The 18779-nt window shown below is 68.1% G+C and carries 20 protein-coding genes; 9 read left to right on the forward strand and 11 right to left on the reverse strand.

Annotation, left to right across the window (positions count from 1 at the left end; all coding sequences use genetic code 11):
* Window positions 1-19: 19 nt before the first annotated feature.
* Window positions 20-226 carry a DUF2795 domain-containing protein gene (locus LZ012_RS17090; protein WP_275712110.1) on the reverse strand — a complete coding sequence of 69 codons (207 nt, stop codon included), beginning with the start codon at window positions 224-226 and terminating at the stop codon, window positions 20-22.
* A 138-nt stretch (window positions 227-364) separates the two neighbouring features.
* Between LZ012_RS17090 and LZ012_RS17095 the strand changes: the two genes are divergently transcribed.
* On the forward strand, window positions 365-907 hold the full coding sequence (locus LZ012_RS17095; protein ID WP_275712112.1) for a heme-degrading domain-containing protein: 543 nt from the start codon (window positions 365-367) through the stop codon (window positions 905-907).
* Window positions 908-1115: 208 nt separating this feature from the next.
* Complete coding sequence (gene cfa / locus LZ012_RS17100; protein ID WP_275712113.1) at window positions 1116-2291, forward strand: cyclopropane fatty acyl phospholipid synthase; 1176 nt, start codon at window positions 1116-1118, stop codon at window positions 2289-2291.
* Between the two features lie 28 nt (window positions 2292-2319).
* Here cfa and LZ012_RS17105 read toward each other — a convergent pair whose 3' ends face one another.
* The 9 genes from LZ012_RS17105 to LZ012_RS17145 all read right to left on the reverse strand — a co-directional run bounded on the left by LZ012_RS17105 (window position 2320) and on the right by LZ012_RS17145 (window position 10969).
* A complete protein-coding gene (locus LZ012_RS17105; RefSeq protein WP_275712114.1) occupies window positions 2320-4122 on the reverse strand; it encodes an ABCB family ABC transporter ATP-binding protein/permease in 1803 nt (600 codons plus the stop codon).
* Between the two features lie 49 nt (window positions 4123-4171).
* Window positions 4172-4615: a PRC-barrel domain-containing protein gene (locus LZ012_RS17110; RefSeq protein WP_275712115.1), complete on the reverse strand. Its 444-nt coding sequence runs from the start codon at window positions 4613-4615 to the stop codon at window positions 4172-4174.
* A gap of 63 nt (window positions 4616-4678) precedes the next feature.
* Window positions 4679-5743, reverse strand: a complete 1065-nt coding sequence (locus tag LZ012_RS17115; protein ID WP_275712116.1) for a BON domain-containing protein — start codon at window positions 5741-5743, stop codon at window positions 4679-4681.
* 128 nt (window positions 5744-5871) lie between these two features.
* Entirely contained in the window at window positions 5872-6744 is an 873-nt protein-coding gene (locus LZ012_RS17120) for a glycosyltransferase family 2 protein (protein WP_275712117.1), read from the reverse strand.
* Complete coding sequence (locus LZ012_RS17125; RefSeq protein WP_275712118.1) at window positions 6741-7586, reverse strand: PIG-L deacetylase family protein; 846 nt, start codon at window positions 7584-7586, stop codon at window positions 6741-6743. The genes LZ012_RS17120 and LZ012_RS17125 overlap by 4 nt, the downstream gene beginning before the upstream one ends.
* Window position 7587: 1 nt before the next feature.
* Complete coding sequence (locus LZ012_RS17130) at window positions 7588-7908, reverse strand: hypothetical protein (RefSeq protein WP_275712119.1); 321 nt, start codon at window positions 7906-7908, stop codon at window positions 7588-7590.
* A gap of 117 nt (window positions 7909-8025) precedes the next feature.
* Window positions 8026-8370: a hypothetical protein gene (locus LZ012_RS17135; protein WP_275712120.1), complete on the reverse strand. Its 345-nt coding sequence runs from the start codon at window positions 8368-8370 to the stop codon at window positions 8026-8028.
* 138 nt (window positions 8371-8508) lie between these two features.
* Window positions 8509-9951: a sigma-54-dependent transcriptional regulator gene (locus LZ012_RS17140; protein WP_275712121.1), complete on the reverse strand. Its 1443-nt coding sequence runs from the start codon at window positions 9949-9951 to the stop codon at window positions 8509-8511.
* 151 nt (window positions 9952-10102) lie between these two features.
* Window positions 10103-10969: an SDR family oxidoreductase gene (locus tag LZ012_RS17145; RefSeq protein WP_275712122.1), complete on the reverse strand. Its 867-nt coding sequence runs from the start codon at window positions 10967-10969 to the stop codon at window positions 10103-10105.
* 87 nt (window positions 10970-11056) lie between these two features.
* On the opposite strand from LZ012_RS17145, the gene LZ012_RS17150 reads away from it, so the two are divergent.
* Window positions 11057-11590 (forward strand): DUF421 domain-containing protein, encoded by a 534-nt coding sequence (locus tag LZ012_RS17150; RefSeq protein ID WP_275712123.1) that lies wholly within the window; start codon window positions 11057-11059, stop codon window positions 11588-11590.
* Between the two features lie 20 nt (window positions 11591-11610).
* On the opposite strand, the gene LZ012_RS17155 is transcribed toward LZ012_RS17150, so the two are convergent.
* Window positions 11611-12069, reverse strand: a complete 459-nt coding sequence (locus LZ012_RS17155) for a hypothetical protein (RefSeq protein ID WP_275712124.1) — start codon at window positions 12067-12069, stop codon at window positions 11611-11613.
* Between the two features lie 148 nt (window positions 12070-12217).
* On the opposite strand from LZ012_RS17155, the gene LZ012_RS17160 reads away from it, so the two are divergent.
* The 6 genes from LZ012_RS17160 to LZ012_RS17185 all read left to right on the forward strand — a co-directional run bounded on the left by LZ012_RS17160 (window position 12218) and on the right by LZ012_RS17185 (window position 18759).
* Window positions 12218-13492 carry a glycosyltransferase family 4 protein gene (locus LZ012_RS17160; protein WP_275712125.1) on the forward strand — a complete coding sequence of 425 codons (1275 nt, stop codon included), beginning with the start codon at window positions 12218-12220 and terminating at the stop codon, window positions 13490-13492.
* Complete coding sequence (locus LZ012_RS17165) at window positions 13489-14220, forward strand: SDR family oxidoreductase (protein ID WP_275712127.1); 732 nt, start codon at window positions 13489-13491, stop codon at window positions 14218-14220. Before LZ012_RS17160 ends, LZ012_RS17165 begins: the two co-directional genes overlap by 4 nt.
* 70 nt (window positions 14221-14290) lie before the next feature.
* Complete coding sequence (locus LZ012_RS17170) at window positions 14291-14908, forward strand: D-glycero-alpha-D-manno-heptose-1,7-bisphosphate 7-phosphatase (RefSeq protein ID WP_275712128.1); 618 nt, start codon at window positions 14291-14293, stop codon at window positions 14906-14908.
* The gene (locus tag LZ012_RS17175; RefSeq protein WP_275712129.1) at window positions 14905-16023 is read left to right on the forward strand and encodes a glycosyltransferase family 9 protein; all 1119 of its coding nucleotides are present in this window, start codon (window positions 14905-14907) and stop codon (window positions 16021-16023) included. Before LZ012_RS17170 ends, LZ012_RS17175 begins: the two co-directional genes overlap by 4 nt.
* A 25-nt stretch (window positions 16024-16048) precedes the next feature.
* Window positions 16049-17773, forward strand: coding sequence for a carbamoyltransferase family protein (locus LZ012_RS17180; protein WP_275712130.1), 1725 nt, complete (start codon window positions 16049-16051; stop codon window positions 17771-17773).
* The gene (locus tag LZ012_RS17185; protein WP_275712131.1) at window positions 17770-18759 is read left to right on the forward strand and encodes a glycosyltransferase family 2 protein; all 990 of its coding nucleotides are present in this window, start codon (window positions 17770-17772) and stop codon (window positions 18757-18759) included. The genes LZ012_RS17180 and LZ012_RS17185 overlap by 4 nt, the downstream gene beginning before the upstream one ends.
* Window positions 18760-18779: the final 20 nt, after the last annotated feature.

Below are 18779 nucleotides of genomic sequence, written 5' to 3' on the forward strand. Positions count from 1 at the left end.
GACGGGGGAGACCGCAGGCTCAGTGAATCTTGCTGACTTCGCGCGACAGCGCCACCGGGCTGGGATATTCCTGGTCGGGGATTTTCTGCAGAATCTGCAGGATGTGGTCGTCGGCACCCTTCTGCCGGGCTTTCTGCACGATGTCCTGCTTCTTTGCCGGGTAGTCGAGTCCGCCCAGGTACTTCTGGACCTGGATCGGGTTGGGGGCTTCGTGTTTCGCGGGCATGGCTGACTCCTTCGCGTCAATCATCAACAGCGGGCGAGCAATCGGGAGGCCCGGAACATGTTTCCGGCATGCAAGGATTTTGCAACCCGATCGGCGAAATGCTCTCAAAGCACTGATCCACGCCTGTTTGGACACGCCATGAATTTTCCTCCCATTACCTATCCCGACCAGTCTGTCGGCAGCCACTATGTCAACCTGAAGGCCGCCCGCCAGGCCATCGAATTCGCCACGCCCCTGCTCGAGGCAGGAATGACCGATCCCAACGTGGTCGGCAGTGGTTTTCTCTACATCGTGATCATGAATCCCGGCCTGCGGCCCGGGCAGGTCACTTTCGAGGCCGCCATCCTGCACGAGCATGCCTTCGGCGATCGCCAGCGCTGGGACGCCGACTATGCCGCCATTGCCCGCGCCAAGGCCCGTACGAGCTGGCTGGCGGGCATGGACAGCTACCGCCTGCAGGAGGTGTCGCCGCATCTGCTGCGCGATGGCGATACCCTGTTGGCCGGCGGCGTCTGGCTGGATGGCATCGTGGTCGGCGTCAGCGGGGCCTTTCCGTGCTACGACGAGGTGTATGCCAACACCATCGCTTCCTTCCTGCGGGCTTTGGCGCGCGAGGCGCGCCAGGCGGAACTGGAGCGCCCCGTCCTGCAGGCGATGCGGCCCGAGCTGATCCGCTCCTGAACGCCACTCCGGCGTTTGCGCCACGCTGCGGCGCCTGCCGCCGTCTGCGCTTTTCTCCGTAGTCCGAAATACAGGCGATCCGGTATGGGCGGCCGGGCCGCGGCCGGCTTACGCTGGTTCGCTATCGTCCGGCGGGCGCCGGTGCGCCGATCCGGCTCCCTCGCCGGCAGCGACCGATGCGGCCCGCATCCGTCACGGAGGCCCTCCCATGCAGCCCAGCCAGCATCTCACGCCTGCCAAGGCGTTTTCCCCGGACTCTCCGGCTGCCCATCCGCCCGGCCTGCTGCACAGGCTGGCCGCCGAATCCGGTTTTCGTTTCAACGGCAGCGATCCCTGGGATATCGCCGTTGCCGACCGGCGCTTCTACCGGCGCGTCGCCCTGCAGGGCTCCCTCGGTTTCGGCGAGGCCTACATGGACGGCTGGTGGGAGTGCGAGCGCCTGGACCAGTTATTCCACCGTCTGCTGCGCGTCGACGCCGATCGCCGCATCGAGCGCTGGGTCAACCTGCGCCGGCTCGGCGCCGCGGCCCGTCGGCTGCTCGTCAATCCGCAGTCCAGGCGCCGCGCCTTCGTGCCCGGGGAGCACCACTACGATATCGGCAATGACGTTTTCGAGGCCATGCTCGACCCGACCATGAGCTATTCCTGCGGCTACTGGGTGCGCGCCCGGACGCTGGACGAGGCGCAGCACGACAAGCTCGACCTGATCTGCCGCAAGCTCGAACTGAAGCCCGGCGAGCGCCTGCTTGACATCGGCTGCGGCTGGGGCGGGCTGGCCCGCTTCGCCGCCGAGCACTACGGCGTCGAGGTGCTCGGCATCACGGTGTCCAGGGAGCAGCAGAAATTCGCCGCGGCGCGCTGCGCCGGACTGCCGGTGCGCATCGAGCTGATCGACTACCGCGATCTCGCCGGCCGTTTCGACAAGGTGGTGTCGGTCGGCATGTTCGAGCATGTCGGTCCGCGCAACCACGCCGCCTTCTTCGCCATCATCGACCGCGTGCTCGCGGAAGAAGGCCTGCTGCTGGTGCACACCATCGGCAATTACGTGACCAGCCGCGAGGTGGACCCGTGGATCGACAAATATGTTTTTCCCAATGGCCACCTGCCTTCGGCGGCGGAAATCACGCGCGCCGTCGAAGGGCGTTTCCTGATCGAGGACTGGCACAACTACGGACCTGACTACGACCGCACGCTGATGGCCTGGTGGGACAATTTCGAGCGGGCCTGGCCGGCGCTGTGCGGTAAATATGGCGAACGTTTTTACCGTATGTGGAAATATTACCTGTTGAGCTGTGCCGGCTTTTTCCGCGCCCGCCAGGGACAACTCTGGCAAGTGGTGATGAGCAAGCGAGCCCGCAGCGCGATGTACCGCTCGGTGCGCTAGAGCCCGGTGGCTAGCTGAAGCCTCCTGCTCATTGCTCGGGCGCAGCCAGACTCTGCTCGGTCTGCTCCAGTTCCCTTTCCTGGCGCTGCAATTGCCACATCTGGGCGTAGACGCCGGCCTGGCGCAGCAGGGCGCCGTGGGTGCCGCGTTCGACGACGCGGCCGTGTTCGAGAACGAGGATTTCGTCGGCGTCGACGATGGTGGACAGGCGATGGGCGATGATCAGCGTCGTCCGCTCCTGCGCCAGGCGGTCGAGTTCGTCCTGGATGGCGCGCTCGGCACGGGTGTCGAGGGCCGAGGTGGCCTCGTCGAAAATCATGATCGGCGGATTCTTGAGCATGGCGCGGGCGATGGCGATGCGCTGCTTCTCGCCGCCCGACAGCTTGACGCCGCGCTCGCCGACCGGCGTGTCGTACTGCTCCGGCAGGCTGGTGATGAAGTCATGCACATGCGCCGCGCGGGCCACCTCGACGACCTCGTCGAGGCTGGCGCCGGGCCGGCCGTAGGCGATGTTGTAGGCGATGGTGTCGTTGAACAGGATGGTGTCCTGCGGCACGATGCCGATGGCGGCACGCAGGCTGCGCTGCGGCACGTCGCGCAGATCCTGCCCGTCGATGCTGATGCGGCCGGCGCTCACGTCGTAGAAGCGGAAAAGCAGCCGGGCCAGCGTCGATTTGCCCGAACCGCTGCCGCCGACCACCGCCACCGTGCCGCCCGGCGCGATGCTGAAACTGACGTCGCGCAGTATCTGCCGCCCCGGCTCGTAGCCGAAATCGACATGCTCGAAGCGCACTTCGCCGCGCTCCAGCCGCAGGTCGGCCGGCGTCGCCGGGTCGGCGATCTCCGGGCGCTCGTCGAGCAGGCGGAACATGCGTTCGGCGTTGACCACCGCGTCGCGTGCCTGGCGGAAGACGAAGCCGAGCGAATTGAGCGGCAGGCAGACCTGGATCAGGTAGGCATTGACCAGCACCAGGTCGCCCACCGTCATACTGCCCTGGACGACGTTGTGGCCAGCCAGCAGCATGACGGCGGCGACGCCGCAGGCGATGATGCCGCTCTGCCCGACGTGCAGGAAGAACAGTGCCCTCTGGTTGCGCACGCCGATTTCGACCCAGCGCCCCAGGATGCCGGAAAAGCGTCGCTGTTCGAAATCCTCGTTGGTGTAGTACTTGACCGTCTCGTAGTTGAGCATGCTGTCGACCAGGTGGCTGTTGGCGCGCGAGTCGAGCTTGTTGAGCTGGCGCTGGTAGATGGCGCGGCGCTCGGTATAGGCGACGGTGAAAGAGCCGTAGATCGCGAAGGTGACGAAAATGATGATCGTGAACCACAGGCTGTAGTTGAAGCTCATGATGCCGACCACGCCGCCGATTTCGACCAGGGTGGGCAGGATGGTGAATAGCCCGACGCCGAGCAGGAAGCCGACGCCGGTCGTGCCGCGTTCGACGTCGCGGGTCACGCCGCCGGTGTGGCGCAGGGCGTGGAAACGGACGCTCAACCGGTGCAGGTGCTCGAAGACCTGCAGCATGAAACCGGAAACGATGCTCTGCGTGACGCGGGCGAAGACCAGATCGCGGATTTCGCCGAACAGGGTGCCAAGAAAACGCAGGGTAGCGTAAGCGAGCAGCAGGAATACCGGCAGGGCCAAGGCCGGCCGGGCGCCGCCGAAGGCATCGACCACCGCCTTGAGGGCCAGCGGCACGGCGATGACCGCCAGCTTGGCGAGGACGACCAGGACAAGCGCGACCAGCGTGCGGTCGCGATAACGCAACACCGCCGTACGCAACAACCGCAACACGAAGGCGATTGTCGAGGACGACGGTGTCGGAGGCATGGCGCAAAACGGGCGAAATTCACCCGTTCGCGTTCAGGAACGGTGCGCTTTAGACGCCCGTGGATGACGTCCAGTAAGTGCGCTGGCCGTAATACTCATGCACCTGCTGGGCCCAAGTCGGGTCGGCCATCGAAGGCCAGTGATGCTTGTCGAAACCCGGGGCGTTCTTGAGCTTTTCCTTGTCCACGTCGAGGACGAAGCGCTTCTGGTTGGCGTCCAGCGTCAGTGCGCTCCACGGAATGGCGAACAGCTTGTCGCCGATGCCGAGAAAACCGCCCGATGACAATACCGCATAGGCGACCTTGCCGTTGCGCACGTCGATCATGATGTCCTTGATCTCGCCAAGGTCCTCACCTTGGACGTTGACCACATCATCGCCCTCCAGCGTATCAGACGCCATGACCTCGGGACCGGGACCCTCGCCGGGCGTGCCGCCCACGATCTTGGCCTGGCTGCCCGTCTGGGTGCTACCTGGATTAATTGAACTTGCCATTTCGTTTCTCCTGTAATTTCGGTAATCGATGCAAGGCACCAGAAAACCACGGGCTGCTGCGCCTCAATGGCTCGACTCTTCCCGCCCCTTGCTTTTGCCGGACATGGAACTGCTGCTCTTGGTCGATTCGGCCGTCCCGAACCCTTCGCCCGTGCTGCCTGACTGGGCAGACTGGCCGGATTTGCCGGACTGGCTGGATTGCGATTGACCGGATTGGCTGGACTGGCCGGATTGGGTCGACTGGACGCGAACATGGTTCTCGACATCCTTGACGCCCCAGCAGTTGTCGGCGATGTCCTCGATGGTGTGGCGCATGCGGCGTTCCGGCACGCTGCCTTCGAGCGTGACGCAACCTTCCTTGACGTCGACGCTGACTTCGCTGATGTCGACCGAATCCTCTTCGCTCAGGCGTTCGCAGACCGCTTCCCGGATCCGTTCGTCGGAACGCACGAAATCCTTCGGCCCACGGCGCGAACGTTGGCTCTGGCCGGTTTGACCGTAACGCTGGCTACCCTGCTGTCCGGAGAAACCGCCGGACTGGCCGGACCAGCTTCCCTGGCCTCCGAATGACTGTCCACCGGACGATTGACCGCTCTGGCCGCCAAACTGGCCACCTTGGCCGCCAAATGACTGGCCGCCGCCGTATTCGCCGCCATAGCCGGAAGATCCGAATTCCTGATGGCCGTAACCCTGGCCGCCGCCGAAGCCCTGCTGCCCGCCTTGCTCATAGCGCGGAGAATAAGGACGCGACGAGGACTGGCCGTAATAGCGTTCCTGACCGCCGCCCTGGCCACGGCCGAAATCTTCGGATTCATAGCCGCCGTATCCGCCCTGACCCGAGCGGGATTGGCCGGAACCCTGGTAGGAAGATCCCTGACCATAGCCGCCGCGAAAGGACTGCGACTCACCGCCCCAGCCGCCCTGCCCCTGTTGCGATCCGCCGCCGTAGCGGCCGGACTGCGACTGGTATTCCGGGCGTTCGCCGTATTCCGATTCGGAATACCCGCCTTCGCCTTCAAAACCACGCTGGCGGGACCTGCCGTACTCGGAGGACTGTTGCTCGCCTTCGTAGCGGGAACGTTCCCAATCGCCGCGAGACGGGCCTGATGATGAATGTTGCGATCTCATTGTGTTGCTCCTTTTTGCATGACCGGAAATGATCCCCAACGGAAATCGACATCCAGTCTTACCGAGGGACCTTCCAAACTTGCCGCAATCGGCATTCCCGTCGCGGCACCACCACTTCCTGCGTACTTCTACTGGCTGCGCTCCAGCATCTGCAGTTGCAATTCGACATGCGCCGGAACGACCCGCCGCCGTTTCAGCACCCAGGGCAGTCCGCGCAGGCTGTCGCCGAGGGTTCGCCCCAGGCCGGGGCCGTGTGCTGCGGCCCACAGGCGGCGGGCGGTTTCGCGCAGGGCGGCGGCGAGCGGCCGGCGCAGCCAGGCGCACCACAGTGCGTTGCGCAGCAGCAGGCGGCGGCGGGCTCCGACATCGCGGTGCGACGATGGGTAGTGATGGACGACCAGTTGCGGGGCGTAAGCCAGGTACCAGCCGTCGGCCATCAGGTCGAGGCTGAGCAGTTCTTCCTCGCCGCCCAGGAACAGGCGCGGCTCGTAGCCACCGACGGCGAGAAAGGCGGCCCGGCGCACGACGCAGGCCCCGGCCATCAAGCCGGTGACGGTGGTGATGCCCTCGCGGTCGGCCAGCCGGGGCAAGGGGCTGGCCGCCATCAGCGTGCTGGTCGGGTCCTCGCGCTGCGTCGGGCCGACCAGCACGCGGGCGGTGACGGCGGCCAGGCGCGGCTGACGGTCGAGCAGGTCGGCGGCCCGGGCCAGCGCGCCGGGCGCCCACCAGGTGTCGTCGTCGCAAAAGGCGACGTAGGGAGCCGCCACGGCATACACGCCGTGGTTGCGTCCGGCGGCCCCCTGGTTTTCGCTCAGCCGGACCAGGCGTACCGCCGGGAAGAGCTGGGCGATGGCCTCGGCGCTGCCATCGGTCGACGCGTTGTCCACGACGCAGACTGTCGGTTTCTCGCCGGCCGAGAACAGTTGATGCAAGGTGCGCAGGATTTCCACCCGGCGGTTGTGGGTAAGGACGACGACGGCGATGCGGCCGGGATCGTTCATGATGCTGCGTTTCCCGCGGCTTGCGCGCCACCGATCCGCCAGTAGATCTCGCCCGCGGTGAGATCGGCGTGGCCGGGCCGGCCGGGCGTGGCCAGGGCGCGCAGCTGCGACTCGTAGCAGGCGACGGCGCGGCGCTTGCGCCCGGCGGCATCGGCCGTCTCCGCGAAGCGGGCCGGATAGGGCGCGAGGCCAGTCTGGACCACGGCCGTCATGCCCGCCTCGCGCTGCCCGGGCAGGCAGCGGTACAGCGCATCCTCGTAGGCGAACCAGTGGCAGCCCGAACAGGCGGGCAGCAGGGTGAGCACGGCTTCGCGGGTGAGGCGGTGGTCGCTATGAAACAGGCCGAGCGGAAAGAAGACAGTTTGCGGTTCGCACTGGAAGAGCAGCCGGCGCAAGCAGTCGACCACCGCGGCGAGCGGCGGCAGTGGCGCGTACTGGCTGTCCGGCAGGTCTAGCCACAGCGGCCAGGCGTCGAGGGCGGCGAGCGCCTGGCGATCCTCCTCGCGGCGGCAGGCGACGGCCTCGTCCCCGCTGGCAAAGCCGCTCGCCCGGTCCCACTCGGTCAGGGCCGAGCCGGGTGCCGGCGAGGCGGCGAAGACGGTGGCGACGATCGCTTCGGGGGCCGAGGCGAGCAGGCGGCCGCAGGCGAAAACGGCGTCGTCGAGGTGCGGCGAAATGAAGAGCAGACGGCCGAGTTGCCGGGCGTCCGTGGGGAACTCGGCGGCGGAAAAGGTAGCCGATGGAGCGGCATCAGCCAGGTGCGGGACGGTCCTGCCTGAACGGGCGGCGCGCGAGGACGGCAGCGGGTCGCCAAGGCCGGCCGGCAGGCGATCGGCGCCCATGTCAGCCCAGCTCCGGCTCGTCCTTGTGGTTTTCCGAAAAATGGCTGATCAGTACGCCGGCTGCCAGGGCGATGGCCAGCGAGGCGACCGGATGTCGGCATACCGTCTGACAGGAATTGGAGGCCCAGCGGCGCTGCAGACTCGCCAGTTGGGCACGCTTCAGACCGAGGCGGCGGGCGGTCGTCTGGGCCGTATCGGCGACGCGGTCTATGGTCTTGTGGGCGCCTTCCGTGAGTTGCCCGATACGCGTGCCGGCCTGGGCGGCCAGTTCTTCGGCCGACGCGGAAAGCGCAGCCGGCTTGTCGCTGCTGGTGGTTTGCATCTGTCGCTCCTTGAGGTGACGCGGAGGGTCGCGCCCCTCGGCTTATGCAAACGGCGGGCCTAAAAACCGGGGGTTTTGCCCGGCGCCTTTTCGGCAAGGGGAAGGCGCCGGCCCTCCCTAGCTGCTCTTGGGCGGAGTAACGCGATCCACAGGTTTGGCTGGGGTGGCGCGCTGGTCGTCGGCATAGCTGCGCCGGTTGCCGGCCGGCGACACCATCGGCTCGGCTTGCCGTGGCGGCGGCCCCGGCACGTTGGTGGACGTGCCGTGCAGGTCGGTGTCCTGGAGGCCGCGCGCAACGTCGCGGGCGGCCTGCTGGATGATCTGGCGCGGGCCGATGGTCTTACGGTCGACGGCCGTGCCGGCCGGGGTTTGGTCGCGTTCGTCGGGCTGGGCGAGCCCACCGGCCGGCGTGTCGCGGGTGGGCGATTCCCTGTCGCTGGTTGCCTGGCTGCTGCGTTTCATCGGATTACCTCGCTGGATGGGTCTGGCCCGCTCGGGGCTGTAAGTGTTACCGGGGCATGTAAGGCTTACATGCTGCGGCCGGGCGCCCGTGGAACGCCGGCCGGTGACCGCTGGGTCTGCGATTGGCGTTCCCGGCGCTTAGCGCGTGTCGGTATTGCTGGTGGCCAGCCGCCGCTCGGGCCGGTGGGGTGGCGGCGGCTTTTCAAGGCTGTCGCCGCTATCCAGCCCATCGTCCGGGGTCTCGGCCTTGCCGCCCTGGTACACGGCGAGGCGGTTGTACAGCGTTTTCAGGCTGATGCCGAGGACTTCGGCAGCGACACGCTTGACGTTGCCGCACTCGGCCAGGGTGGCCTCGATCAGACGACGGTTGACCTCTTCCAGCGTGCTGCCGATGCGCACCGTGAGCAGGGAGCTTTCCGGCTCGTGGAAGGGGCTTTCCGGCGGTGCGCCGACATCGAGGATTTCGTCGGACATGATGAACAGGCGCTGCACGTAATTTTTCAGTTCCCGCACGTTGCCCGGCCAGCTGTGGGCGTAGAGGGAGGCAATGGCGGCCGGCGAGAAGCGTTTGTGGGTGTGTTCCTCGGCATTGAACTGGTCGAGGAAGTGGCGGGCCAGGAATTCGATGTCGGTACCCCGCTCGCGCAGCGGTGGCAGGTGGATGGGAAAGACGTTCAGACGGTGGTACAGATCTTCGCGCAGCGTGCCGTCGGCCACCGCCTTTTCCGGCGAGCGATTGGTGGCGGCGATCAGGCGTACATCAGCGGCGATCGGCTCATTGGTGCCGACGCGCATGAAGGTGCCGGTCTCCAGCACGCGCAGCAGCTTGACCTGCAGTTCGGGACGCATTTCGGTGACTTCGTCGAGGAACAGCGTGCCGCGGTGGGCGCGCTCGAAAAAGCCGCGGTGCTGGCGGTCGGCGCCGGTAAAACTACCCTTTTCGTGGCCGAACAGCTCGCTTTCGATCAGTTGCGGCGAAATGGCGCCGCAATTCACCGGCAGAAAGGGCTGCGCCTTGCGTCGGCTGAGGTCGTGGATGGTCTGCGCCGCCAGTTCCTTGCCGACGCCGCTTTCGCCAATCAGCAGGACATTGGCCGAGGTCGGGGCGACGCGCGCGAACTGGTCGTAGAGCCGGTGCATGGGCGGCGAGCGGCCGAGGGTTTGGCCGAAGCGGCCGAGCCGACGCAATTCGTCGCGCAGTTCGACGATTTCGCGGCGCACCTCCTCGGGGCGCGGAATGCGCAGCAGGATGCCGCGCAGCCGTTCGACATCGATCGGCTTGATCAGGTAGTCGGCAGCGCCGGCGCGCAAAGCGCCGATGGCCGTTTCGATGCTGGCATTTCCCGTGACGACCACGACATCGGTTACGTTGCCGGGATCGAGATCGGCCAGCAACTCAATACCCTGCCCATCCGGCAGTGTCAGGTCGGTGATCAGCAAATCCGGGGCCGAACGGCTGAGATGAGCGCGTGCCGCGCGCAGGGAACTGGCGCTGGCAATGGTAAATCCCTCGCTGCGGACCAGTTCGGTGATCCAGGCGACGGTCTCGGGGTCGTCATCAACAAGCAACACCTGGGGCATACCGCTTTCCTTGGACTGCAATTGCCACCTGGTCGAGGCGTCAACGAATGGCCTCCCCTTCCCGATGGCTTTTCGTTAAAGTCATGTGCAATGGACAACAGCGGGGGGACGCGGTTCATACCGCGTCCGGGAGAACTATTCCTGGGTCGCATTAACCGTTGACGATGCGTCCTCCGTTCGGATGGAGTACCTGGCCTGTCATGTAGGATGAGGCGTCGGTGGCCAGGAAGACCAGGGCGGGGGCCACTTCGTCGGGCTGGCCGGGGCGCTCCATCGGCGTGTTGGCGCCAAAGTGGCCGACCTCCCCGGCGGCGAAGGTGGAGGGGATGAGCGGGGTCCAGATCGGCCCGGGAGCCACCGCATTGACGCGGATTCCTTTATCGACCAGTTGCAGGGCGAGCGAGCGGGTGAAGGAGACGATGGCGCCCTTGCTTGCCGAGTAATCGAGCAGATGGGGGCTGCCCAGATAGGCGGTGACCGAGGCGGTGTTGATGATGCGTGCCCCGGCTTGCAGGTGCGGCAGGGCGGCCTTGGTGCAATAGAACATGGCGAAGACGTTGGTACGGAAGGTGCGTTCGAGCTGCGCGCTGCTGATGTCGGCCAGACTGTCTTGCGGATGCTGCTCGGCAGCATTGTTGACCAGCACGTCGAGGCGGCCGAATTCGCCGACCACGCGCTCGACGGTCTGCCGGCAGGCCGCTTCGTCACCCAGGTCGACGGCGATGGCCAAGGCCCGCCGCCCGCAGGCTTCGATGGCCTGGCGGGTTTGCCGCGCATCGTCGCATTCCTCGAGATAGGCGATGGCGACATCGGCGCCTTCCTTGGCAAAGGCGATTGCGGTCGCCCGTCCGATGCCGCTGTCGCCGCCGGTCACCAGTGCCACCTGGCCTTGCAGGCGGCCGCTGCCGACGTAGTGGTCGGCGAATGAAGCCGGCGGCGGCTGCATTTCGCTTTCGCGGCCGGGCTGTCGTTCCTGATGCTGGGGCGGCAGGGTCGTCTTGCTGGATTCGGCGGACATGGAGAAGAGCTCCGTGGGGTAACCGGCAGTGAATGCAGGCGTGCAAGCGGCGTGCCGGTGCGGCACGGCCATTGCACGGCGGGGGCCATGGCTCCCGACTGGAACACGCTCTTCGTCTTCACCGTCTCGCCGCTCGAACTCGTCGTCCGCGGCACGATCATCTATTTATTCCTGTTCACCGTCTTCCGCAGCGTGTTGCAGCGCGACATCGGTGCCGTCGGCATCGCCGACGTGCTGGTCATCGTGCTGGTCGCCGATGCCGCCCAGAACGCGATGGCCGCCGAATACCGGTCGGTGAGCGACGGCCTGGTGCTGATCTCGACCATCCTCGGCTGGAACCTGCTGCTCGACTATCTCGCCTACCGCTTTCCCGCCTTGCGCCGCCTGCTGTCGGCGCCGGCAATCTGCCTGGTGCGCGACGGCCGCATCCAGTACCGCAACCTGCGCCGTGAATTCCTCAGCGTCGAGGAACTGCAGGCCAAGCTGCGCGAGCACGGCATCGACGATCTGGCCGATGTCCGCATGGCGTGCATGGAAAGCGACGGAACGGTCAGCGTGATCCAGCGCGAGCCGGGTAAATCCGACGACGCGGCGCAGCGTTCCAAGGGACCGCTCAAATAGAAGAGGGTCAAAGGAAGCGCTCAGCGCTTGCGGTGGGCGTGCGGGCGGGTCGGGTGGCGGCCGCTGTTGGCGGGGCGCAGCTGTGCGGACAGGCTTCGCTCGCCCGGGCGGCTCCGGTGCGGTGGCCCATTTTCCGGCCGCCAACGCGGCCGGTGGGGCGGAACGACCGGCTGTTCGTCGAGCTGGTCGGACCCCAGCCAGACCAGGAGGCCGCTCAAGGCGCCAATCCCGGCACCGAACAGGGCGGCCCACAGCGCCGGGCCGGAGCGGCTGCCGATGGCGATGGCGCCGAGCAGACAGACGACGAGGCCGATCAGCGAACCGCGAGACATTTCGGCGTAGAGCGGCAGCACCGGCTGTTCCCGGCGCCGGGCGCGGCGCAGGGCATGGTGGCGCTGCAGGCGAAGAAAAAGGCGCTTCATGGCGGCGGAGGGCAGCAAGGGGCATACCCGGCGAATCGGGTGCGTAGTGGCGCGCAATTTTTGCTGCGCCCGGGGCAAAACCGGCACCGACCTGCGGTGGGCGCGGGAAGCATGGCATGGCGACTGGGGCGCGGCACAGCGATTGCTGGGGAGTCGCGAGCCGTTTCCGACTCATTCCCCCCTTCCCTTCTCTGGACCTCGGACCATGAAAATTGCCCTGATCAGCGAACATGCCTCGCCGCTTGCCAGCCCGGGCAGCGTCGATAGCGGCGGCCAGAACGTCTATGTCGCCCAGGTCGCCGCGCACCTGGCGCGGCGCGGCCACCGGGTCGACGTGTTCACCCGGCGCGACCAGCCGGAGCAGGCGCCGGTCGTCCACCTGGCGCCCAACCTGCGGGTCGTCCACGTGCCGGCCGGGCCGCCCCGCTTCGTCGCCAAGGAAGGGCTTCTGTCGTTCATGGCCGAGTTCGCCGGGCATCTGGTCGAGCATTGCCGGCCGGCCAGCCGGCGCTACGACGTGGTGCACGCCAATTTCTTCATGTCCGGCCAGGTCGCCCTGGCCTTGAAGCGGGCGCTCGGCCTGCCTTTCGTCATCACCTTCCACGCCTTGGGCAAGGTGCGGCGCCAGCACCAGGGCCAGGCCGACGGTTTTCCGCCTGAGCGCATCGCCATCGAGCAGGAACTGGTCGCCCAGGCTGACCGCATCGTCGCCGAATGCCCGCAGGACCGCGCCGATCTGGTCGAGCTCTACGCTGCCGACCCGGAACGCGTCGAGATCGTGCCCTGCGGCTTTGACCCGGGCGAACTCGGCCCCGGCGGGCACAGCCTGCGCCACCAATTCGGCCTGACCGACGACGATTTCGTGGTCCTCCAGCTTGGTCGCCTGGTGCCGCGCAAGGGCATCGACAATGTGATCCGCGCCCTGGCGGTGCTCAAGCGCGAGCACGGCATCGCCGCCCGCCTGCTGGTGGTCGGCGGCGAAGCGGAGCAGCCCGATCCCCGGCTGACCCCGGAAATCGGCCGCCTGGCCGCCCTCGCCGAGCGCGAGGGGGTGCGTGACCGGGTGATCTTCACCGGCCGCCAGCCGCGCCACCTGTTGCGCGATTTCTACTGTACCGCCGATGTCTTCGTCACCACGCCCTGGTACGAGCCGTTCGGCATCACGCCGCTCGAAGCCATGGCCTGCGGCTGCCCGGTGGTCGGCGCCGAGGTCGGTGGCATCAAGTACAGCGTGGTCGATGCGGTGACCGGTTTCCTCGTCCCGCCGCACGACCCCGCCGCCCTCGCCGGCCGCCTCGCCGTGCTTCGCCACAATCCGGAACTGGGCCGTGCCATGGGCCGCGCCGGCATGCGCCGGGTACGCGCCGCCTTTACCTGGAAGCAGGTGGTGGCGCAGTTGCACGGCGTCTATGCCGCCGTGCAGGCGCCGCCGCGGCTGACGCTGGCGGCCGGGATGACGGCGGGGATGGCCGCGCCATGAGCGGGCTACCGCTGGCCGGCAAGACCGCCCTCGTCACCGGCGGCGGCCGTGGCCTCGGTGCGGCGTTGTGCGAGGCGCTCGCCGTCAGCGGAGCGCGTGTGATCGTCGCCGACGTCAAGGCCGAGCTGGCCGAGGGGCATGCCCGCACGCTGTCCGGTCAGGGCTTCAAGGCGCGCCCGGCGACCCTCGACGTCGGCGACGCCAGCCAGGTCGCCGGCGTCATCGACGAGATCGTTACCGACGACGGCCGGCTCGACATTCTGATCAACAATGCCGGCGTCGATTACACCTGCCCGGTCGACGAGCTGGAAGTCGAGCAGTGGGACCACGTCATCGCCACCAACCTGCGTGGCCCCTTCCTGCTCTCCCGGCTGGCCGCCCGCCACATGAAGCACTCCGGTGGCGGCCACATCGTCAACATCGCCTCCACCGCGGCCAAGCGCGCCTGGCCCAATGCCGCCGCCTACCACGCCAGCAAGTGGGGGCTGCTCGGCTTTTCGCACGCCCTGCATGCCGAACTGCGGCCGCACGGCATCCGGGTCAGCGCGGTGATCGCCGGCGGCATGCGCACCCCCTTCCTGCTCGACCGCTTTCCCGACATCGACCGCAACTGCCTGCAGGAACCGTCCAGCGTCGCGGCGGCGGTGCTCGCCGTGCTGCTCATGCCGGCGGCCAGCGTGGTCCCCGAGATCAGCGTACTGCCGATGGGGGAAACCTCATGGCCATGAGCCTGCCGGACCGCTCCGGGAAAGGCTTGTCCCCGCCGGGCGGGACGGCGCGCCGCGCCTGGGACGCCCGATGAACGCGGCGGTCTTTCTCGACAAGGACGGTACCCTGGTACACGACCGCCCCTACAGCGCCGATCCGGCCCGCCTGCGCCTGCGGGCCGGGGCCGGCGCCGCGCTGGCCCGGCTGCAGGCGGCCGGCTACCGGCTGATCCTGGCCAGCAATCAGCCGGGCCTCGCCCTCGGCCGGTTTTCCGCGGCCGACCTCGCCGCCGTCGAGGCGGAACTGGCCCGGCGGCTGGCCCGCCACGGGGTGCGCCTGGACGCTGCCTATTACTGCCCGCACCGGCCTGCCGCGGCCGGCGAAGACCCGCCCTGCGCCTGCCGCAAACCGCAGCCCGGCCTGTTGCAGCGGGCCGCCGCCGAGCACGGCATCGACCTGCGCCGTTCGTGGATGGTCGGCGACATCCTCGACGACGTCGAAGCCGGACATGCCGCCGGCTGCCGGTCGGTGCTGCTCGACGTCGGCTCGGAAACCGTGTGGCGTGCCGGCGCTGGCCGTCGGCCCGATGTCGTGGCCCGCGACTTCGCCGCAGTGGCCACCGCCATCCTGCGCCCGGCCGCGAATGCGGCCTGGCTGCCGGCGCAGGGCGGCCGGGAAGCCACGGTATCGGGAAAGGAAACGGCATGAGCGGTAGCGCTGCGGCCAGCACTCCGGTGCCCCTGTGGGCCACCGCGCATCGCGTGCTAGCCGTACGTCTCGACAACCTGGGTGACGTGCTGATGACCACACCGGCCCTGCGCGCCCTGCACGCCGCGCTACCCGGCCGCCACATCACACTGCTCACGTCGCCGGGCGGGGTGGCGGTGGCCCCCTTCGTGCCGGAAATCGACACCGTCGTAGTCGCCGACACGCCGTGGATGCCGGACGGCAATGCGACGCCGGAGGCGGTGGCGGCGACCGTCGATCTGCTGCGCCGCGGCCATTACGACGCCGTGGTGATCTTTACCGTGTACAGCCAGAATCCGCTGCCCGCCGCGCTGCTCTGCTGGCTGGCCGGGATACCGCTCAGCCTGGCCCATTGCCGCGAAAATCCCTACCGCCTGCTCAGTCACTGGGTACCCGAGCCCGAGCCGCACGAAATGGTGCGCCACGAGGTCCGCCGCCAGCTCGATCTGGTCGCCAGCGTCGGCGCCGTCACCGACGACGAACGCCTGTCCTTCCGTCTGCCGCCGGGCGCCCGGGAAGCGGCGGCAGCCCGCCTGCAGGCGGTCGGCATCGATCCCGGACGGCGCTGGATCGTCCTCCACCCGGGGGCCAGCGCTGCCTCGCGCCGCTACGCGCCCGAGCAGTTCGCGGCGGTGGCCGAGCTGTTGGGCGCCTGGCCGGACTGCCAGCTGGTGTTCACCGGGGACCGCGTCGAGAGCGGGCTGGTCGATACCATACGCGGCGGCCTGCACCGCTCGGTCGCCTCGCTGGCCGGCGTTCTCGATCTCGGCCAATTGGCCGCGGTGATCGCCGGCGCGGCGCTGCTCGTCGCCAACAACACCGGCCCGGTGCATATCGCCGCCGCGCTGGGCACGCCGGTGGTCGACATCTACGCCCTGACCAACCCGCAGCACGCACCCTGGCAGGTGCCGCACCGTGTCGTCTACCACGACGTGCCGTGCCGCTTCTGCTACCGCAGCGTCTGTCCGCAGAGCCACCACAACTGCCTGCACCTGCTCGATCCGCAGCGCGTCGCCGGCGCGGCGCGCGAACTGCTCGACGCCGGGGCCGATCGCTGGCCGGCGGTGCCGGCCTGAAAACCTGAAAAAAGGAGCCGCGACGATGTACACCCTGGGCATCAATGCCGCCTACCACGACAGCGCCGCCTGCCTGGTGCGCGACGGCGAACTGGTTGCCGCCGCCGAGGAGGAACGCTTCAACCGCATCAAGCACGGCAAGCGGCCGCTGCCTTTCACGGCGTGGGAACTGCCGTGGGCGGCCATCGATTACTGCCTGGCCGAGGCCGGCATCCGGCTGGCCGATATCGACCATGTCGCCTATTCCTACGACCCGGCGCTGCTCCCCGGGCATGTCGCGGGCGATTCGATCAGCCTGCCGCTGCAGCCGTCGGCCCGGCCGCCGGGCGAGGATTGGGCCAGCCCCTGGGAGCCGCTGTTCTACGCCTATGTCGTCAATGCTCCGCGCCAGCTGGTCGGCGGCGTGCCGCACCACCTGCAGGCGCGTTTCGCCGATGCCGCGGACCGCTTCCGCTGGCATTTCGTCGAGCACCACCTGGCGCACGAGGCCAGCGCCTTCCTTGCCGCACCTTTCGACTCGGCGGCGGTGATGACCCTGGACGGCCGCGGCGAGCGGGCGACGACGACGCTCGGAGTGTGGCGCGACGGCCAGCTGCAGCGCCTGCGCCAGATCAACTACCCGCATTCGCTCGGCCTGCTCTACGAGGACGTCACCCGCCACCTCGGTTTCCTGCATTCGAGCGACGAATACAAGGTCATGGCGCTGGCTTCCTACGGCAAACCGATCTACCGCGACGTCTTTCGCGAATTGTTGCGCTACGACGGCGACGGCGGCTTCACCCGCCCTCCGCTGCCGCTCGCCGGCTGCCTCGGGCCGCCGCGCAAGCGCGGCGCCCTGCTCGAACAGGCGCATTTCGACATCGCCGCCTCGCTGCAGCAACTACTGGAGGAAACCGCGCTCGAACTGGCCGGCTGGCTGAGCAGGGCCAGCGGCGAAAAGCAGCTTTGCCTGGCCGGCGGCGTCGCGCTCAATTGCGTGATGAACGCCCGTCTGCGCGACAGCGGCCTGTTCGACGAGGTCTGGGTCCAGCCGGCCGCCGGCGATGCCGGCACGGCGCTCGGCGCGGCGTTGTGGGTCGATCGCCAGGAGCGCGGCGGCGGCGAGCGCTGGCACATGGAACACGCTTACTACGGGCCGGCCTACGACGACGACGAGATCGAGGCCGCGCTGCGCTGGGCCAAGCTGCCCCACCGCCACCTGCTCGACGTGCCGGAACAGGTCGCCGGCCTGCTCGCCGAGGGCAAGATCGTCGGCTGGTTCCAGGATCGCATGGAATTCGGGCCGCGCGCACTGGGCGCCCGCTCCATCCTGGCCTCACCGATCGATCCGGCGATGCAGGCGCGCCTCAACGAACTCAAGGATCGCGAGGACTTCCGTCCGGTGGCGCCGGCCATCCTCGAGGAGGCGGTCGGCGACTGGTTCATCGACGGCCATGCCAATGGCGGCAAGTCGCCATTCATGCTCTTTGTGCATGTCGCCACGGCCCAGGCGGCCGAACGCATCCCGGCCGCCGTCCATGTCGACGGCACGGCCCGCGTGCAGACCGTGTCGCCACGCTGGAACCCGCGCTTCTACCTGCTGTTGCAGGCCTTCCGGCGGTTGACCGGGGTGCCGGTGCTGATCAACACGTCATTCAACGTGCGCGGCGAGCCCATCGTGTGCACGCCGCGCGACGCCCTCAACGCCTTCTGGTCGACGCCGCTCGATGCACTGGCCATCGGTTCCTTCCTGGTGGAGAAAGCGCGATGAATCCGCTCGTTTCGGTCGTCATTCCCACCTACCTTCGCCCCGAGATGCTGCGCCGCTGTCTGGAAGCCATCATCAGTCAGCATCCGGCACCGGAAGCCTACGAGGTGATCGTCGTCGATGACGGCCGCTCCGACGATACGCGCCGCCAGCTGGCCGGGATCGCCCGCGACATGGCGCGCCATGGCAACAACTGCGAACTGCGCTACCTGTGCCCGCCACCCGGCCAGCGCGGCCCGGCTGCGGCGCGCAACGCCGGCTGGCGCGCGGCGCGTGCCGCGATCATCGCCTTCACCGACGACGACACCATTCCCGCCCCGGACTGGCTGGTGACCGGGCTGGAGGCCATGGCCGAGCCGGACATCGCCGCCGCCTGGGGCTATGTGCTGGTACCGCTGCGCGCCCGGCCGACCGATGCCGAGCGCAACATCGCCGGCCTCGACGGGGCCGAGTTCGTCACCGCCAACTGCTTCGTGCGGCGCACCGCGCTGCTTCGCGTCAATGGCTTCGACGAGCGCTTCAAGCGGCCGTGGCGCGAGGACTCCGACCTCTATTTCACGCTGCTCGAAAATGGCGAACGGGTCGTCCAGGCCGGCAAGCCGCTGGTCATCCATCCGGCGCGCCAGGCGCCTGCATCGCAATGCCTGCGCCTGCACCGCAATCTATATTTCGAAGCCCTGCTCTACAAGAAGCACCGCCGCCTGTACCGCGAGAAGATCGCCGCCCGGCCGCCGTTGCGCTACTACCTGACCGTCCTGCTGCTCGTGGCGGCGCTCGCCGCCCTGCTCGCCGGGGCGCCGGGCTGGGCGCTGGCGGCGGCCGTCGGCTGGCTGCTGCTCACCGCGCAGTTCGCCCGCCGCCGGCTGGAAGGCTTGAGCCGGGAATGGAAGGAGCGGCTTGGCATCGCCCTGACCTCGGCACTGATTCCGCCGCTGGCCGTGTTCTGGCGCCTGGCCGGGGCCTGGCATTTCCGGGTGCCTTTCGCATGAATTGCCACATCAGGACGTCA

Source organism: Dechloromonas hankyongensis, assembly GCF_022012295.1.
Lineage (GTDB): Bacteria > Pseudomonadota > Gammaproteobacteria > Burkholderiales > Rhodocyclaceae > Azonexus > Azonexus hankyongensis.

Bases quoted from the DNA above. Each gene is read 5' to 3' on its own strand.
- LZ012_RS17125 (WP_275712118.1), bottom strand. From the start codon at position 7,586: ATGGGCGCCGATCGCCTGCCGGCCGGCCTTGGCGACCCGCTGCCGTCC.
- LZ012_RS17180 (WP_275712130.1), top strand. From the start codon at position 16,049: ATGTACACCCTGGGCATCAATGCCGCCTACCACGACAGCGCCGCCTGC.
- LZ012_RS17110 (WP_275712115.1), bottom strand. From the start codon at position 4,615: ATGGCAAGTTCAATTAATCCAGGTAGCACCCAGACGGGCAGCCAGGCC.
- LZ012_RS17120 (WP_275712117.1), bottom strand. From the start codon at position 6,744: ATGAACGATCCCGGCCGCATCGCCGTCGTCGTCCTTACCCACAACCGC.
- LZ012_RS17165 (WP_275712127.1), top strand. From the start codon at position 13,489: ATGAGCGGGCTACCGCTGGCCGGCAAGACCGCCCTCGTCACCGGCGGC.
- LZ012_RS17090 (WP_275712110.1), bottom strand. From the start codon at position 226: ATGCCCGCGAAACACGAAGCCCCCAACCCGATCCAGGTCCAGAAGTAC.
- LZ012_RS17160 (WP_275712125.1), top strand. From the start codon at position 12,218: ATGAAAATTGCCCTGATCAGCGAACATGCCTCGCCGCTTGCCAGCCCG.
- LZ012_RS17095 (WP_275712112.1), top strand. From the start codon at position 365: ATGAATTTTCCTCCCATTACCTATCCCGACCAGTCTGTCGGCAGCCAC.
- LZ012_RS17175 (WP_275712129.1), top strand. From the start codon at position 14,905: ATGAGCGGTAGCGCTGCGGCCAGCACTCCGGTGCCCCTGTGGGCCACC.
- LZ012_RS17185 (WP_275712131.1), top strand. From the start codon at position 17,770: ATGAATCCGCTCGTTTCGGTCGTCATTCCCACCTACCTTCGCCCCGAG.
- LZ012_RS17145 (WP_275712122.1), bottom strand. From the start codon at position 10,969: ATGTCCGCCGAATCCAGCAAGACGACCCTGCCGCCCCAGCATCAGGAA.
- LZ012_RS17140 (WP_275712121.1), bottom strand. From the start codon at position 9,951: ATGCCCCAGGTGTTGCTTGTTGATGACGACCCCGAGACCGTCGCCTGG.
- LZ012_RS17170 (WP_275712128.1), top strand. From the start codon at position 14,291: ATGAACGCGGCGGTCTTTCTCGACAAGGACGGTACCCTGGTACACGAC.
- LZ012_RS17115 (WP_275712116.1), bottom strand. From the start codon at position 5,743: ATGAGATCGCAACATTCATCATCAGGCCCGTCTCGCGGCGATTGGGAA.
- LZ012_RS17135 (WP_275712120.1), bottom strand. From the start codon at position 8,370: ATGAAACGCAGCAGCCAGGCAACCAGCGACAGGGAATCGCCCACCCGC.
- LZ012_RS17130 (WP_275712119.1), bottom strand. From the start codon at position 7,908: ATGCAAACCACCAGCAGCGACAAGCCGGCTGCGCTTTCCGCGTCGGCC.
- LZ012_RS17150 (WP_275712123.1), top strand. From the start codon at position 11,057: ATGGCTCCCGACTGGAACACGCTCTTCGTCTTCACCGTCTCGCCGCTC.
- LZ012_RS17105 (WP_275712114.1), bottom strand. From the start codon at position 4,122: ATGCCTCCGACACCGTCGTCCTCGACAATCGCCTTCGTGTTGCGGTTG.
- cfa (WP_275712113.1), top strand. From the start codon at position 1,116: ATGCAGCCCAGCCAGCATCTCACGCCTGCCAAGGCGTTTTCCCCGGAC.